The organism is Pseudomonas sp. SWRI99, from assembly GCF_014270125.1.
Classification (GTDB): Bacteria; Pseudomonadota; Gammaproteobacteria; order Pseudomonadales; family Pseudomonadaceae; genus Aquipseudomonas; species Aquipseudomonas hamedanensis.
On sequence record NZ_JABWQR010000010.1, the window covers coordinates 54,682 to 70,297 of the forward strand.

Genomic DNA, 15,616 nt, shown 5'->3' on the forward strand with positions numbered 1-15,616 from the left:
GCCTGCTCGCGAAAGCGGTCCTCCAGATACAAATGAATCGCCTGACCCGACGTCTTCGTGAGCAAGCCCACTCCCACACGGTTTCAGGATGTACTCGGCATTCAAGGCAACCCACAAAATCCACACAAAAAAAGCCCGGCAACGCTGCCGGGCCTCGGTGTTCCATTACTTTATGCGGCCATGTTGCCTGCCGCCATTTCCTTCTTGTAGCTCGCCTTCATGGCCTCCATCTGCGCACCCAGTTCGTCGAGCTTCGCCTTGCCCAACAGCTTTTTCGCCTGAGGAAACATTTCCTTTTCTTCCTCTTCGATGTGGTGCTCCAGCAACTCTTTGACCACCTTCACGCGACCGGCAAATTCCGGCGTGCCCGGATCGGTCAATTTCAGGTCAGGCAGCACCAGCGAATCCACGGTGCGGTGTTCTTCCTTGGCTTCGTAGTACATGACGTCCTCTTCCTTGCTGCCGGCCTCTTTGAAGGCGGGATAAAGAATTTCTTCTTCAAGGCGGGTATGGATGGTGATTTCCATTTCCAGTTTGCCCAGCAACTCGACGCGCTTTTTCAGCGCCCGGTCGGTTGATTCGCTCAACTGGCTGAGAATGGCTTTTACTTTTTCATGGTCGGCTTGGAGAAGGTCGATGGCATTCATTATTTTAGGCCTCTGCTTTTCACGGATAGAACACAGCGTCTGATTGGCGCTGCTGTGTATTCCCTGAAGCTTTCGCAGGAGTCGTGCCAACGTTTCGTTTAGCGCCAACCCCGGTATTACAAGGCTTTGGCGCGGTTAAGCTCTTGCGCTTTCGTGCAGCCTGCATGAATGCCCTCGATCAGGCATTGCAGATAACAAGCCCGGCGAGTGCCGGGCTGGTTTTGTTGCAACGAATGGACCGGGCGTGCACCCGCTGCCTCATTGGTTCGCTTGGGAAGCCGATCCGTGACCGACATGCTTGGGCCCCGCCAACGCCCAGGCGATCAAGCCGAACAACGGCACGAACACGATCAACACAATCCATACGCCTTTGTTACTCGATTTCCCCTCGCTTTTACGCACCCGGTTGATGGCCCAAAGCTCGATCAGCACGAGAATGACCGCCAATACGATCCACACGGTTTCGATTTGCATAGGCTACCTCCTGATGGTCTATGGGTTAGGTGGTGCAAGCGGCGCCGGGTTCATTCTTTTTAGACGGCAGCGGCTGTTGCCATATCCGGTTTCAAATTTCATTTCTGATCGCCGCTGCGCCCTATATCCTCCAAACCACGATAGATAGAACAGGGACAGTGAGATGGCGTTCAGGGTCATGGTCGTCGGTGGTTACGGCAATTTCGGCAGCATCGTTTGTCGGCATCTGGCGGTGATGCCGCAGGTTGAGCTGGTGCTGTCGGGGCGCGATGCGCGCAAGTTGCAACTCAAGATTGATGAGCTGCAAGTGCAGTCGGGCCGTGCCTGCGAAGGCTGGTGCGGTGACGCGATGGGCGCTGGATTTCAAGCCGCGTTGAGTACACTGAACATTCAACTGGTGGTGCATACCGGCGGGCCGTTTCAAGGGCAGTCCTACGCGGTCGCCGAAAGTTGCATCGGTGCCGGCGTGAACTACTGCGACCTGTCCGATTGCCGCACCTTCGTCAACGGCATCGGTGCGCTCGATGCCAGCGCCAGACAGGCGGGCGTGGCGATCCTCAGCGGTTGCAGTTCGGTGCCGACGCTGTCCTCAGCCATCATCGACGAGCAGCGCCATCGTTTCTCATGCATTGATTCGATCGAGCATGGCATTTCTTCCTCGGCGAAGATGCCGGGGCTGTCCACGGTGGAAGGCGTGCTGGCCTACGCCGGCAAACCGATCAGGCAACTCAGGCACGGCCAGGTGCATGAAGTGCTGGGCTGGCTCGACCTTTCCCTGCGCAAGATGCCGCAGTTGGGCACGCGACTACTCGCCAATGTCGATGTGCCGGATATGGATATTTTCGCCCGTCGCTACGGCGCGCAGACCCTGAGTTTCAAGGCGGGCGCCGGCCTGAAGCTCGGCGGCGTGGCCAACGCGTTGCTGGCGCAAGCCCTGCGGTTCGGCCTGGTGCGTGATCATGCCCGCTGGGCAGCAAGGCTGCATCGTCTGGGCATGCGGTTCGAACGTTTCGGCGATGGCAAGAGCGCGATGTACATCGATGTCCGTGGCATTGGCCTTGATGGCAAGCCGCTGACCATGACCGCTCAACTCACCGCGTTGAATGACAAAGGCCCGGAAATTCCCAGCTGCGCCGCCGTGGCCCTGGCCGTGAAAATGGCCTCGGGCTATGTGCCTCAATCCGGCGCACGGCCTTGCGTGGGTGAAATCAGCGTCGCCGAATACCTGGCGGCAATCAACGATCCGGCCAATCTGAGCCTGTCGGTGCAGTTCTCGCAAGGGCAGCGTTGAGATGCTGTATCTGTGCATCAAATATCTGCATGTGATTGCCGCAGTTTTCCTGTTCGGATTCGGCATGGGCTCGTATCTTTACCTGATCGCCGCCAGCCGCACGGGCAACCCGCAAGTGATTGCGCATGTGGCGCGGATGGTCGTGCGCTTTGATGCATGGATCACCACGCCCACAGGCTTCGTGCAGATCATCACTGGCTATCTGCTGATGCGCCTTTCAGGATTGCCCATGAGTACCGGTTGGCTGCTGACCTCGCTGGTCATCTTCGTTTGCGTGGGCGCACTGTGGCTGCCGGTGCTGTTGTTGCAAAAACGCCTGCATGCAATGGCTGTGGGCGCCGAGGCGAGCGGCCAGCCCTTGGAGAGTCGCTACGCCAGCGTGTATCGATGGTGGTTCTGGATGGGCGTTTGCGGGTTCGCCGGGATGTTTGTTATCGTGTTGATGATGGTGACGAAGATGACGCCGCTGCAACTGATCGGCCTAACCCTGGGCTTTTAGAAAACGCTTTTCATGATCTGCTGTTGGCAGCAGGCAAGTGTCGTATTTGCCGAACAGCCGATAGCGATTCAGCGCAATGCGGTCGTAAGCCCAGTCGCGCAGGCGACGCGGAAAAACGCGCAGCAGCTTCAGCGGTTGCCAGCGCCCAGGCAGTTGACCGACCACTTCCAGAAACGCATCCGAACGCTCCCAGTACTGCCGGTCACGAATCACTGCCATCGTGTCGAACTCATCCAACGGCAAACCGGCCCATGCCAGCAACACTTGGCCCTCGGGCGACTGCACCGCGGCCAGGCGCACACGGCGCTGGCGATCATGCCGAATCAGAAACCGTGCCCAGCCGTTGCACAGTTTGCACACGCCATCAAACAGCACCACGGTTTCGCCGGGCTGCAGCAGCGGTGCGGGGATGGGGCGGGTTTTCGTGGACGGCATGGGCGGATGTCCTTGGCAGCAGTTGTCGCGATGATAACCTCGATCAACAGGCGCAGGTTCGACAGTGAGAGGCTGCCGCGCCGCTGTAATCAATGCGAACCCGGACAAAACAAGCCGCCCGGCTCATCACGCCTGTGCACCGCTGTCGCGCTTCACCCCTAGACAAAACATCTTTCGATAGTCCGACGGCGACGTCCCCAAATGAGCCGCAAACTGCTGCCGTAACGACAAAGGTGTGCCAAACCCGGCTTCTTCTGCAATGCATTCAACCGGCAAATCCGTGGTTTCCAGTAACGCCTGCGCTCTGATCACGCGCTCAGCGTTGAGCCATTTGGACACCGTCGTGCCGGTGGTTTCCTTGAATCGACGGGTGAAGGTGCGTCGACTCATCCTGGCTTTTTCCGCCAACAGGTCCAGCGACAGGTTCGCCCCCAAGTTCATGCGGGCCCAGGCCAGAACTTCAGAAAAATGCGTTTCGCTCGACAGCTGTGGCACCGGGTGCTCGACATATTGCGCCTGGCCGCCTTGGCGGTGCGGTGGCGTGACCAGCATTTTCGCCGTGTGATTGGCTACATCCGCACCGAAGCGCTGGCGTATCAGGTGCAAACAGCAGTCGATGGCCGCCACGGTACCCGCCGAGGTCAACAGGTTGTCGTCGGTGACATACAGCACCTCTGGGCGAAACCGAACCTTGGGGAAACGTTGCGCGAACTCGTCGCGTGCCGCCCAGTGCGTTGTCGCCTCCTTGCCATCGAGCAAGCCAGCATCGCCCAGCACGAAGGCGCCGAGGCATAAACCGACGATCAACTTGCCTTCGGCATGGGCCAGTTGCAGGGCCTGCACGAGCGCTGCCGAAGGCGTCATCGCTTGATCGCCCCATGCCGGAATGATGATGACGTCGGACACCGCCATCAATTCCAGCCCATGACCGATCGCCAGGCCAATGCCTTGGTCACTGCTGATCATGCCCGGCGCTTGCGCGCAGTAGCTGATCTCGTAACGGGGCTCGGTGGATGCCGGATTGGCCGTCGCCAGGACAATGCCCGGCACCGACAAGTGGAAAAGGCTGACGCCGTCGAACGCCAGTACGGCAACACGGATGGGGGGCATAAGGAAGTCTCGGTTTCATTGTGTCGAGTTGGCCCGATTATATCGATGAGTGTCATTCAGGCCACTGTTGGCTACGGCAGATTTCAGCAAAAATGGCCGCATTCATTAACGAACAGGATGATTTCCATGACACTCAAAACGCTTCCATTTGCCCTGAGCATTGCTTGCGCCACGGTGACTGCACCAGCGTTCGCAGAGACCGAAACGCGGTCGAAGCCTGAAGCCGCACACAAGCTGAATCTGCAACAAGTACGTAACGCCACGGTGAAAATCACCTACGGCGACACGACTTTTCTGATCGATCCCATGCTCGCCAAAAAGGGCACGTATCCAGGGTTCGAAAACACCTACCGCAGCAACCTGCGTAACCCGCTGGTTGACCTGACCGAGTCCCCTGAGCAAGTAATTGCAGGCGTCGATGCCGTCATCGTTACGCACACGCACCTTGATCATTGGGATGACGCCGCGCAGAAAGCGCTGCCAAAAGACATCCCTCTGTTCGCCCAGCATGAAGAAGATGCGCAGCTGATCCGCTCGCAAGGCTTCAAGAATGTACATGTGCTGACGAGTGAAGCCGAGTTCGGTGGCGTTAAAATTACCAAGACCGGCGGACAGCACGGCACCGACGAAATGTACGCCGTGCCGGCTCTGGCCAAACCGTTGGGGGAGGCCATGGGCGTGGTGTTCCAGGCCCCGGGTTATAAAACGCTTTACCTCGCCGGCGATACCGTTTGGCGCAAGGAAGTCGATCAGGCCATTGAGAAGTTTCACCCGCAAGTGATCGTTCTCAACGCTGGCAAAGCGAAAATGAGCGGTTACGAAGGCTCGATCATCATGGGCGAGGAAGACGTTCTGCGAGCGACGCAGGTAGCGAAAGACGCGAAAATCGTTGCCGTGCACATGGACGCGATCAACCACATGTCCCTGACCCGCGACCAATTGCGCAGCTATGTGCAAAAGCACGGCATTGAGAGCCGCGTGGACATCCCGGCGGACGGTGCGTCGCAGCAGTTCTAATTGATTCACCTCTGCCCGGGCGTGTCGCCGACGCGCCCGGGTTTACGCGGACGATTGGCACATCACTCGCCCAGTTTCGCCCAGAACTCTTCGGCTGAAGGACTGATCGGCGCGGTCGGGCGCGTCAGGTGAATCTCCAGGGGAATGTCCCAGCTTTCATCCAGTGCCCTGACCAGACGACCGTCAGCCATTTCCTGTTCCGTCAGGCTTTTCGGTAGCCACGCCACACCCTTGCTTTCCAGTGCCATGGACATCAGCACCGCGGCCAGGTGGCTGCTGAACAAGGGCTTGAGGTGTAGATAATCGGCCTTGCCGTGAAGCCTGTGCGCAACGATTCGGCCCAGACCGGATTCGTGGGTGTAGGCCAGATAGGGCAGGGTTTCAGGGGCGGTTCCGCACTGCGCGGAAGGACTTGCCAGCGGCACGAGTACATCTTCGCCGACCTTTTTTCCAATGAACTGATCGGGTGCCAGCAACGGCGGAACGTCGGGGTGACGATGGCACAACAGAAATTGCACCTGGCCATGAATCAGCATCTGCTCGCACACGGCCATGCTGTCGGAATGCAGCTGTACCGCATCGATCGGCGCGCCATTTTCTGCACTTCGCAACCAGCGCGGAAAGAACGTGAAGGACAGCGAATGAGTGGCCGCAAATTGCAGCTGCTTGGCCGCCATGCCGGCGACTTCCTGCGCCTCAGAGCGCAGTCGATATAGACGCCGGGCCGCTTCCTGGGCGCTGGGCAAAATCTGTCTGCCGGCCTCGGTCAACGTCGCGCCCTGCGGGGTGCGCACAAACAGGTCGACGCCCATCCAATTCTCCAGCGAACGCACGCGGCGACTGAACGCCGGCTGCGTAACGTGCCGCGCTTCAGCGGCCCGGACAAAGCTGCCGTACTCGGCCAGCGCGGAAAAATCCTCAAGCCAAACCAGTTCCAAGGGCAATGCCTCCTGTGCATAGGGCGCGGCATTAATAGCATTGGGCGGGTGTCATCGCAAAGCATAACGTGGGGCCACCACAACAAGAGGAACCCGTCATGCGTATCGTCGATATCCGTGAAAAAACCGTCTCTATTGCGTCGCCCATTGCCAATGCCTACATCGATTTTTCGAAGATGACCTGCTCGGTCGTCGCGGTTGTCACGGACGTGATTCGCGACGGTAAACCGGTCATTGGTTACGGCTTCAACTCCAACGGTCGCTACGGCCAGGGCGCGTTGATGCGCGATCGCTTTCTGGCGCGGATCACTGAAGCCGACCCGGAAACGCTGATCGATCACGAGAACAATAACCTCGATCCGTTCGCCATCTGGAAAGCCCTGATGACCAACGAAAAGCCGGGTGGCCACGGCGAACGTTCGGTGGCGGTCGGCACCCTCGATATGGCGGTGTGGGATGCGGTCGCGAAAATCGAAGGCAAACCGCTGTATCGACTGCTCGCCGACCGTTACCGCAACGGCGTGGCCGATGACAAAGTCTGGGTCTACGCGGCGGGTGGTTATTACTACCCGGGCAAAGACCAGACCAAGCTCAAGGCGGAAATGCAGAGTTATCTGGATCGTGGCTACGACGTGGTCAAGATGAAGATTGGCGCGGTGCCGCTGGACGAAGACATCCGTCGCATCGAAGCGGTGCTGGAAGTGGTCGGCGACGGCCAACGCCTGGCGGTCGACGCCAACGGGCGCTTCGATCTGCAGACTGGTATCGCTTACGCCGAAGCGATCAAAAAGTACAACCTGTTCTGGTACGAAGAAGTCGGCGATCCGCTGGATTACGCGCTTCAGGCCGAGCTGGCCAATCACTACGAACTGCCGATGGCCACCGGCGAAAACCTGTTCTCCCATCAGGACGCGCGCAACCTGTTGCGCCACGGAGGCATGCGCCCTGATCGCGACTATCTGCAGTTCGATTGCGCGCTGTCCTACGGCCTCGTCGAATACATGCGCACCCTGAAAGTGATGGAAGAAATGGGCTGGTCTTCACGCCGCGTCGTGCCCCATGGCGGCCACCAGATGTCGCTGAACATCGCCGCGGGTCTGCACCTGGGCGGCAACGAATCGTACCCGGACGTGTTCCAGCCTTTCGGCGGCTTCGCCGACGGCATCCGCGTCGAAAACGGCTATGTCGGCCTGCCGGATATCCCGGGGGTCGGCTTCGAAGCCAAGTCCGCGCTGTACGCCGTGATGCGTGAACTGGGCGAGGGCTGATTCCGTTTCATCTGCGGCCTCGATGAATGAGGCCGCCACTTCAGGTGTCATCCTCGACGCCAACGCCACACGCCCATCACAACAATAAAATGAGGTGCTCTCGTGGAAACTTCAAAATCGCGCTGGTACAGCCAGCTCTATGTGCAGGTGCTGATCGGTATCGTGATCGGTGCCGCCATTGGTTACTTCGTGCCGGATATCGGCGCCAAACTGCAGCCGTTTGCCGACGGTTTCATCAAGCTGATCAAAATGCTCCTGGCGCCGATTATTTTCGGCACGGTGGTAGTTGGTATCGCCAAGATGGGCAACATCAAGGAGGTCGGACGGATCGGTGTGAAAGCGCTGATCTACTTCGAGATTCTTTCCACCATCGCCCTGGTGGTCGGCCTGATTGTGGTCAACGTGGTCAAGCCTGGCGCCGGCATGAATATCAACGCCGGCACCCTCGATGGCAGCGCTGTCAACAAATACAGTCAGGCGGCGAGCGAGCAGGGCGGCCTCGTCGAGTTCTTCCTCAATATCATTCCGCATACCTTTCTCGGTGCGTTCTCCAATGGCGTCATGCTGCAGGTGATTCTGCTGTCTGTGTTGATGGGGGTTGCTCTGGTGCAAATGGGCGAAACCAGCAAGCCGCTGATCAATACCATCGACCTGTTCCTGCAAGGCTTGTTCAAGATCGTCGCGATGGTCATGCGTCTGGCGCCGCTGGGTGCCGGTGCCGGTATGGCGTTCACCATTGGTAAATATGGCATCGGCACCTTGCTGTCGCTGGGGCAGTTGCTGATGGCGCTGTACATCACCACGCTGATTTTCATTGTTGTGGTGCTGGGCGCGGTAGCGCGATGGTCGGGCATGCCGCTGATGCAGTTCTTGCGTTACTTCAAAGATGAAATCCTCATCACCCTGGGCACCTGTTCGACCGAAGCGGTGCTGCCGCGAATGATGGTCAAACTGGAAAAGCTCGGCTGCAAGAAATCCGTGGTCGGCATGGTCTTGCCCACCGGCTACACGTTCAATGCGGACGGCACCTGCATCTATCTGACCATGGCCGCGATCTTTATCGCCCAGGCGACCAACACGCCTCTGACGTTCATGGATCAGATGATTCTGCTCGGCGTGTTCCTGTTGACGTCCAAAGGCTCGGCCGGTGTAGCGGGGGCGGGATTTGTGACGCTGGCGGCAACGTTGACCACCATCCATTCGATTCCCTTGGTCGGACTGGTGTTGCTGCTGGGCATCGACCGCTTCCTCAACGAGGCGCGAGCGGTGACCAACCTGATCGGCAACGGCATCGGCACCATTGCCATTGCCAAGTGGGACAACTCGTTTGATGTCGAGGCGTGCGAACGTGAGATTGCGGCGATGAAGCACGACAAGGCGGCGAGAAAAGCCCTGTTGGCGCAGAAGTAATCGGCGAATGCCGGGGGAACGAAAAATGATCGAGCGATCCCATCATGACTTGCGCAAGGCGTTTGCCGAGTTGCTTAACGGCTCCGTCTGCAAGTTTGCTGCTTCGGTGTTCGATCCCATGTCGGCGCGAATGGCCGCCGACCTGGGGTTTGAGGTGGCCATACAGGGCGGCTCCGTTGCGTCGCTGCAAGTGCTCGGCGCGCCGGACATTGCTTTGCTCACTCTGGATGAGTATGTCGAACAGGTTGGCCGGGTAGGGCGGGTCAGCCAGATTCCGGTGATTGCCGATGCCGATCACGGCTATGGCAATGCACTGAATGTGATGCGTACCGTGACAGAGTTGCAGAAAGCCGGAGTCGCCGCACTGACGCTGGAGGATATCCCCCTGCCGGCTCGTTACGGCGCGCCGGCGCAGGGTCTGGTCGCGACGCAAGAGGCCGCCAGCAAGATTTACGCTGCGCGCTTCGCCCGTTCGGATCAGGCGCTCAGCATCATTGCCCGCACGAACGCAGCCGTGACCAGCACTGAAGATTGCATCGCGCGCACGCATGCTTATGAACGGGCCGGCGCCGATGCGATCTGCCTTGTCGGCGTGCAGAATTTGGAGCATTTGCACGCACTCACCTCGCATCTTCGCGTGCCCATCATGCTGATCAACTATGCCAATCCAGCGTTGAGCGATGTCGGCAAGCTGAGCGCCGCTGGTGTACGTGTCGTGGTCAATGGGCATTCACCTTATCTGTCCACGCTCAAGGCGACGTATGAGGCGCTGCGTGAACAAAGCGGTCTGCAGGCCAGCGATCTGTCGGTGCCTGAACTGCTTTCGAAATACACACTTTCAGGCGCCTACCGCGAGTGGAGCAAGGAGTATCTGCAGTCCGGGCGCGACTCGAACTGACTAGGCCGGGTTGACACCTCAGTCGTTACAATGAAATATATAGTGCACTATACAATAGCGAGCTATGAAATGAGCGAGAAGCTGAATCAGGTGGGAACGCAGCTGTCGTTTTCACTGTACGCCGCAGCCAACCGGGTGGTGCGCTTGCACAAACCGTATCTGGAGCCGCTGGGCTTAACCTTTCCGCAGTATCTGGTGATCCTGCAGCTTTTGAACGGCTCGCCATTGTCTGTGGGCGCACTCGGGACTTACCTGGCGATGGACGCCGGGACCATCACGCCGTTGCTCAAACGGCTTGAAGCTGCCGGGCTGGTCACGCGTAGGCGGGATCCGGCTGACGAGCGCCGCGTGCTGATCGACCTGACACCGCAAAGCCGTAGGTTGGAAGCGGACATCAGAGCCATCACCAGCAAAATCAAATCTGCCTGCCAACTCGATGAACAGGGGATTGAAGAGCTGCGTCTGACACTGGATGCGCTTGCTCATCCGGCTGCCGATTGAGCGTTTCGTACACGTGCCCAAAGAGGACATCATGACCATGCAACTGGCGAGATTTGACACTGATACCGCGAAGGATGAAACCCTGACGTTCCAGCAGACGGCGCGTACGCGGCGATCTTTTCGTGGATTCCTGGACAAAGCTGTTCCCGATGAGCTGATCCGGGAGGTGCTGAAAGATGCGCAGTGCGCTCCGTCCAATTGCAACACCCAGCCATGGGACGTGCACATCGTGCGCGGTCAGAAACTCAAAGAGCTTTCGCAACGCCTTCACGAAAAAAATGATGCAGGCGAGTTTACCTCGGACTTTTCCTTCGATATGGGGGCTTTTTACGGCCCCTATGGCGAACGCAAGAACGCTCAGGGCAAGGCTTATTACGAAGCCATGAACGTAATGCGCGGAGATAAGGAAGGGCGGCAACGCGCGGCTGCTTTGAACCTGTCTTTCTTCAACGCGCCGCAAGCGGTTTTTCTCTTCATGCCGGTGTTTGGCGACAGCGTCAGAACCGCCGGTGACATCGGCATGTACGGACAGACTTTCCTGCTGTCGCTGGCGTCCCGAGGGCTGGGTGGCATCCCGCAAACCTCACTGGGTTTCCATGCCGGCACAATTCGCGAAGCGCTAGGCATCTCTGACGATCTGAAAATGCTGTTTGGCATCTCGTTTGGCTACCCCGACGAGCATGCTCCCGGCAACCGCATGCACATGGATCGTGTGTCCCTCAGCGACAGCGTGACCTTTCATTCTTGAGATTCCTGACGTCTTGAGCCGGATCAGTGGAGGCGTGCTGATCCGCGCTCCGACGCCAAGCCAATTATTGCTTGTACCCAAAAGAGGTAAGTGAAATGAACATCGGCATTATCGGCGCCGGTAACATCGGCGCGACGCTGGCACGCAAGCTGGCTGCGTGCGGCCATCACATCAAACTGGCGAATTCGAAGGACCCGCACAGTATTCAGGATCTTGCTGACGCCATCGGCGCACACGCGGTGAGCAAAGAGCAGGCGGTGGTCGGGGTGGACGTCATCATTCTCTCGATCCCCTTCGCAAAATACCCGGATCTCAAGCAGACACTGAGTCAGGTGCCTGCATCGGTCGTTGTCATCGACACCTCCAATTACTATCCGCAGCGTGACGGGGCGATCAAGGATGTCGATGACGGCAAGCCCGAGAGCGTCTGGGTCAGCGAGCAGATCGGCCGCCCGGTCATCAAAGCCTGGAACGCCGCGCTCGCCGCCACGCTGGCTGAAAAGGGCCAACCTGACGGCGCTGCGGTGCGTATTGCCTTACCGGTCGCCGGGGATGATCCTGGCGCTCTGACCCTCGTGCAAAGTCTTGTGGCGGATACGGGCTTTACCGCGTTGGTTGCGGGCACTCTCCACGACTCGTGGCGTCAGCAACCCGGCACCCCAGCGTACTGCACCGAGCTGACGTTGCCGACCCTGAGGCTGGCGCTCGATGCGGCGGACAAGGCTCGATCGCCGCTGAACCGGGATGCGTTGATGACTCGTTTCATGACGCCCGGCAGCGAGTTCACCCATGAGCAGATTGTCGCCACCAATCGCGAAATGACGGCGTGATCGCAAGGGCTGGCGGGGACGGCGACTGGTCACCGTAGCAACAAACGCAATGGTTTACCGATAGAAGGGGCGGGCTTTCCCCGCCCCGGTCGGGCTAGCTACGCACAAACTCCAGCAGATCGGCATTGATTGTTTCGGCGTGGGTGGTGGGCATCCCATGCGGGAAGCCCGGGTAGATTTTCAGCGTAGCGTTTTGCAGGAGTTTGGCTGACAGCACCCCGGCATTTTCGTAAGGCACTATCTGATCATCGTCGCCATGCATCACCAGGACGGGGATCTTGATGCGCTTGAGGTCTTCGCTGAAGTCGGTTTGGGAGAACGCCACGATACCGTCATAGTGCGCCTTCGCGCTGCCCATCATGCCCTGGCGCCACCAGTTGCGGATGATGCCTTCGGAGGCTGTCGCACCGGGACGGTTGTAGCCGTAGAACGGGCCTGCCGGGACGTCTTGGTAGAACTGCGCGCGGTTGGCCTGCACTTGAGCTTGAAAATCGTCAAACACGGATTTGGGCAAGCCGCCAGGATTGTCCGGGGTCTGCACCATCAGCGGTGGCACGGCGCTGATGATCGCTGCCTTCTTGACCCGGTCTTCACCGTGGCGGGCGATGTAATGCACGACCTCGCCACCGCCAGTGGAATGCCCGACATGCACTGCCCCTTGCGCGCCGAGGTGGTCGACCACGGCCGCCACATCGTCGGCGTAGTGATCCATGTCGTGTCCGTCCCAGACCTGACTGGAGCGGCCGTGACCCCGCCGGTCGTGTGCGACGACCCGGTAACCGTTCGCCAGGAAAAACAGCATCTGTGCGTCCCAATCGTCCGCACTCAGTGGCCATCCGTGGTGGAAAAAGATGACCTCGGCATCCCGTGGGCCCCAGTCTTTGTAAAAGATTTCAACACCGTCTTGCGTCGTGACGTACGCCATGTTCGCTTCTCCTGAATGAAGTGAAGGCCGTGACCGGAGCGTGTGCTGATCATGGCCCTTGAGAACAACGTGCAACCCATCCGCCAAGCTGTTGCGGGAGAGGGATCGCCCCCACGGGTTCCAGACGTCAAGCAAACCCTGCAAGAGCGCCGCTTGGCCGCCCGATGACTTTAGGTTTAAAGTCAACTTCAAGGTCAACAGTTTCTTCGGGTGGATGATGAGAATAGGCGAACTGGCAAAAATCAGCGGATTGGCTCCGTCACGCATTCGCTTCTATGAGGCCAGTGGCCTGATTCGCTCTGTCGCGCGCAAAGCTAACGGCTACCGGGACTATGCACCGGAAACCGAATGGGTTTTGCAGATCATCACCGGCGCGCAGGCTGCGGGATTTTCCCTTGAGGAAATCCGTCAGCTAATGCCAGTCAACGCCGGGGGTTGGCAGCACGACGAGTTGCTCACTGGTCTCAAGCACAAGGTCAGTGAAATCGAAGTGCTGCAAAAGCGCTTGGCCGAGAACAAGGCTCAGCTTCTGCAGGTGATCAAGGGGATTGAGGACAAGCCAGAAGGCATGGCCTGTGCGGACAATGCGCAGTTGGTGATCAATCGTTTGCGCGAAGAGGGGCTGGGCACTGCGTCTGCTCAGCGTGGCGCCACATCGTCCAGAAAGAAAAGCACCCGCCAGGCGTCCAGAGCCTGACGGGCATTTACCGGTTTCAGTGCGAGTCAGTCAGGCTCGCAAGCGGTTTCGGCGCATAGAGCGCGCTCTGGAACTCGGGCACGTATTCGTACTTCATCATTTTCCCCAGATCGAGCGAGCGCAGGTAATTCGACAAGCTGCCGTCGCCCAATGTCAGTGTGACCGCCTCTGCATCGCGGCTGGTGCCATGGCTCAGCTGCCGGGAAACCGCGTAGCCATAGGCTAATTGGCCTTGGTGATCGAGATTGGTGAAACTGCTGGTGACCAGATCGACATCGCGGGACAGTTCGTCAAGCTTCCTCGCTTTGAAGGACACGTCCAGCTTGCCGGTCTGGCTGTCGGCAATCTCATACACCACCGATTGCGCATCTTCTTTGCGGTCAATGCCGGTGAGCCATTTCGGCAGGTTGTAACCGACCACACCGCGCACCCTCGCTAGCTCGGTATTGACCGGGAGTTTGAGCACATACCCCCAGAAGTCCTGCGACATCGACTGGCCCACCAGCGTGAGCGGACCCAGATTGGCCTTGCCCGGCTGACTGGTGATGATCGACACGGCGATCTCGTTGTACGCGTCGTTATCGCAATGCTCGTAGGTGTACGCGGTCACTGCGATCAATCCGCGACCCGGCCAGATTTGCAGCGGCTGTACGGCCGCCAGCACTTCAGGCGGCATCAATGCCCGCAGCCGCTGCAAATCTGCCGTATAGACGGCCGTGACGCGGCTGTTCTGGTAGTAGAAATTTGGCGAATACGACTCAAAGCCCATGTCGACCTTGCTCTTTGCCAGCCCTTTGAACCAGCTCAAATCAACGCCGGGGGCTTGGGCGGCAATCACCGACAGCGGCGGGTTGGAGCGGTAGCGGTCGTACAGACCGCCCTTGACCACCGGCACCTGGTGACCGGCGATATCGATGGTGTGAGTGTCGGTCGGACTGGTCATTGCAGGCGTCTGCGCCAACGCAGCGTGGGCAGCGGTGCAAAACAACAATCCGGTTAAAGCGGCGCTTGTCGGTTTCAATCGGTTTTCTCCAGGGGCGGTTTGAGGGTTCAGCGAGTTGCGTTGTCGGCAGAAAGTACGGCCAGTACCGCTTCAGCCACGGCTTTGGGCGACTGCGGGTTCTGGCCGGTGACCAGGCGCCCGTCGGTGATGGCAAAAGAAGTGAACGGCAGCCAGCCCTTGCGGTAACGCGCGCCCTGGCTGACCAGTCGGTCCTCGAGGAAGAACGGCACCTGGCGTTTCATTCCCGATAACGATTCCTCGCGGTCCGAGAAACCGGTGATGTTTTTGCCCTTGATAAGCAATTGGCCTTGCGCATCTCTGAGGTCCAGCAGGCCCGCGACGCCATGGCAGACGGCCGAGACCACACCGCCCTGGTTGTAAATGGTTTCGGCGACACGACGCAGGTCCGGGTTATGGGGGAAATCCCACATCACCCCATGGCCCCCGGTGAAATAAATGGCACCGAAACGGGACGGATCGACATCGGCGACCGGCAGGGTGTTTTGCAGGCGAGCGCGAAAGGCCGGGGACCGCAAATGTTCACGCGCCGACTTGTCCATGTACAACCAGCCGAGGCTGCGTTCGTCCAGCGGCACCGCGCCGCCTTTGGGGCTCGCAAACACCGTGGTATAGCCGGCCGCTTCCACGGTCTCGGTGAAGTGGGTCAGCTCGGTCAGCCACAGCCCGGTGGAATCGCTGCGTGAGGGATAGCGCGAGTGGTTGGTCATGATCACCAGAATCTGGCGATCCGTGGCACCTGCCGGGGAAGCAATTGACTCAGCCTTTGCAACTGTCATGAAAGCACCGCCTATTAGTACCAACGCAAAGGAAACAAGGGTTTTGAGCATCGTCTGGAATCCATAAAAACCTGCTGTCCGTGCATGCTCACCTTAAACCTCGCTTTAAGGTCAATCCCTGCGATTGC

General features: G+C 58.9%; 18 protein-coding genes. 10 read left to right on the plus strand and 8 right to left on the minus strand.

Annotated elements, in window-relative coordinates:
• Positions 1–170: 170 nt before the first annotated feature.
• Together HU743_RS10280 and HU743_RS10285 are read right to left on the minus strand one after the other, a co-directional pair.
• A complete protein-coding gene (locus HU743_RS10280; RefSeq protein ID WP_186648463.1) occupies positions 171–647 on the minus strand; it encodes a hemerythrin domain-containing protein in 477 nt (158 codons plus the stop codon).
• A gap of 258 nt (positions 648–905) precedes the next feature.
• The gene (locus tag HU743_RS10285; protein WP_186648465.1) at positions 906–1,121 is read right to left on the minus strand and encodes a PLD nuclease N-terminal domain-containing protein; all 216 of its coding nucleotides are present in this window, start codon (positions 1,119–1,121) and stop codon (positions 906–908) included.
• 163 nt (positions 1,122–1,284) lie between these two features.
• Between HU743_RS10285 and HU743_RS10290 the strand changes: the two genes are divergently transcribed.
• The gene (locus tag HU743_RS10290; protein WP_186648467.1) at positions 1,285–2,412 is read left to right on the plus strand and encodes a saccharopine dehydrogenase; all 1,128 of its coding nucleotides are present in this window, start codon (positions 1,285–1,287) and stop codon (positions 2,410–2,412) included.
• A gap of 1 nt (position 2,413) precedes the next feature.
• Positions 2,414–2,911 carry a DUF2269 domain-containing protein gene (locus HU743_RS10295; RefSeq protein ID WP_186648469.1) on the plus strand — a complete coding sequence of 166 codons (498 nt, stop codon included), beginning with the start codon at positions 2,414–2,416 and terminating at the stop codon, positions 2,909–2,911.
• On the opposite strand, the gene HU743_RS10300 is transcribed toward HU743_RS10295, so the two are convergent.
• On the minus strand, positions 2,894–3,346 hold the full coding sequence (locus tag HU743_RS10300; RefSeq protein WP_186648471.1) for a thiol-disulfide oxidoreductase DCC family protein: 453 nt from the start codon (positions 3,344–3,346) through the stop codon (positions 2,894–2,896). The two genes, HU743_RS10295 and HU743_RS10300, sit on opposite strands and share 18 nt — an antisense overlap.
• Before the next feature lie 126 nt (positions 3,347–3,472).
• The gene (locus HU743_RS10305; RefSeq protein ID WP_186648473.1) at positions 3,473–4,456 is read right to left on the minus strand and encodes a helix-turn-helix domain-containing protein; all 984 of its coding nucleotides are present in this window, start codon (positions 4,454–4,456) and stop codon (positions 3,473–3,475) included.
• 126 nt (positions 4,457–4,582) lie between these two features.
• Here HU743_RS10305 and HU743_RS10310 point away from each other — a divergent pair, with 126 nt between their 5' ends.
• Entirely contained in the window at positions 4,583–5,473 is an 891-nt protein-coding gene (locus HU743_RS10310) for an MBL fold metallo-hydrolase (protein WP_186648474.1), read from the plus strand.
• A gap of 62 nt (positions 5,474–5,535) precedes the next feature.
• Here the strand turns inward: HU743_RS10310 and HU743_RS10315 are convergent, their stop codons facing one another.
• Positions 5,536–6,411, minus strand: coding sequence for a LysR family transcriptional regulator (locus HU743_RS10315; protein ID WP_186546549.1), 876 nt, complete (start codon positions 6,409–6,411; stop codon positions 5,536–5,538).
• 98 nt (positions 6,412–6,509) lie between these two features.
• On the opposite strand from HU743_RS10315, the gene HU743_RS10320 reads away from it, so the two are divergent.
• The 6 genes from HU743_RS10320 to HU743_RS10345 all read left to right on the plus strand — a co-directional run bounded on the left by HU743_RS10320 (position 6,510) and on the right by HU743_RS10345 (position 12,066).
• Positions 6,510–7,679 (plus strand): mandelate racemase/muconate lactonizing enzyme family protein, encoded by a 1,170-nt coding sequence (locus tag HU743_RS10320; RefSeq protein ID WP_186648476.1) that lies wholly within the window; start codon positions 6,510–6,512, stop codon positions 7,677–7,679.
• A gap of 102 nt (positions 7,680–7,781) precedes the next feature.
• On the plus strand, positions 7,782–9,089 hold the full coding sequence (gene dctA / locus HU743_RS10325) for a C4-dicarboxylate transporter DctA (protein WP_186648478.1): 1,308 nt from the start codon (positions 7,782–7,784) through the stop codon (positions 9,087–9,089).
• Between the two features lie 25 nt (positions 9,090–9,114).
• Positions 9,115–9,987, plus strand: coding sequence for an isocitrate lyase/phosphoenolpyruvate mutase family protein (locus tag HU743_RS10330; RefSeq protein ID WP_186648480.1), 873 nt, complete (start codon positions 9,115–9,117; stop codon positions 9,985–9,987).
• Positions 9,988–10,056: 69 nt separating this feature from the next.
• Positions 10,057–10,488 (plus strand): MarR family transcriptional regulator, encoded by a 432-nt coding sequence (locus tag HU743_RS10335; protein WP_186648482.1) that lies wholly within the window; start codon positions 10,057–10,059, stop codon positions 10,486–10,488.
• Positions 10,489–10,519: 31 nt separating this feature from the next.
• Complete coding sequence (locus tag HU743_RS10340; RefSeq protein ID WP_186648484.1) at positions 10,520–11,236, plus strand: nitroreductase; 717 nt, start codon at positions 10,520–10,522, stop codon at positions 11,234–11,236.
• 71 nt (positions 11,237–11,307) lie between these two features.
• Positions 11,308–12,066 carry an NAD(P)-binding domain-containing protein gene (locus HU743_RS10345; protein ID WP_273508350.1) on the plus strand — a complete coding sequence of 253 codons (759 nt, stop codon included), beginning with the start codon at positions 11,308–11,310 and terminating at the stop codon, positions 12,064–12,066.
• A gap of 94 nt (positions 12,067–12,160) precedes the next feature.
• Here HU743_RS10345 and HU743_RS10350 read toward each other — a convergent pair whose 3' ends face one another.
• Entirely contained in the window at positions 12,161–12,991 is an 831-nt protein-coding gene (locus HU743_RS10350) for an alpha/beta hydrolase (protein ID WP_186636425.1), read from the minus strand.
• 217 nt (positions 12,992–13,208) lie between these two features.
• On the opposite strand from HU743_RS10350, the gene HU743_RS10355 reads away from it, so the two are divergent.
• Positions 13,209–13,688: a MerR family transcriptional regulator gene (locus HU743_RS10355; RefSeq protein ID WP_186648488.1), complete on the plus strand. Its 480-nt coding sequence runs from the start codon at positions 13,209–13,211 to the stop codon at positions 13,686–13,688.
• 16 nt (positions 13,689–13,704) lie between these two features.
• On the opposite strand, the gene HU743_RS10360 is transcribed toward HU743_RS10355, so the two are convergent.
• A complete protein-coding gene (locus HU743_RS10360; protein ID WP_186648490.1) occupies positions 13,705–14,631 on the minus strand; it encodes an acetoacetate decarboxylase (ADC) in 927 nt (308 codons plus the stop codon).
• A 107-nt stretch (positions 14,632–14,738) separates the two neighbouring features.
• The gene (locus tag HU743_RS10365; protein WP_238351721.1) at positions 14,739–15,488 is read right to left on the minus strand and encodes a type 1 glutamine amidotransferase domain-containing protein; all 750 of its coding nucleotides are present in this window, start codon (positions 15,486–15,488) and stop codon (positions 14,739–14,741) included.
• Between the last annotated feature and the right edge of the window lie 128 nt (positions 15,489–15,616).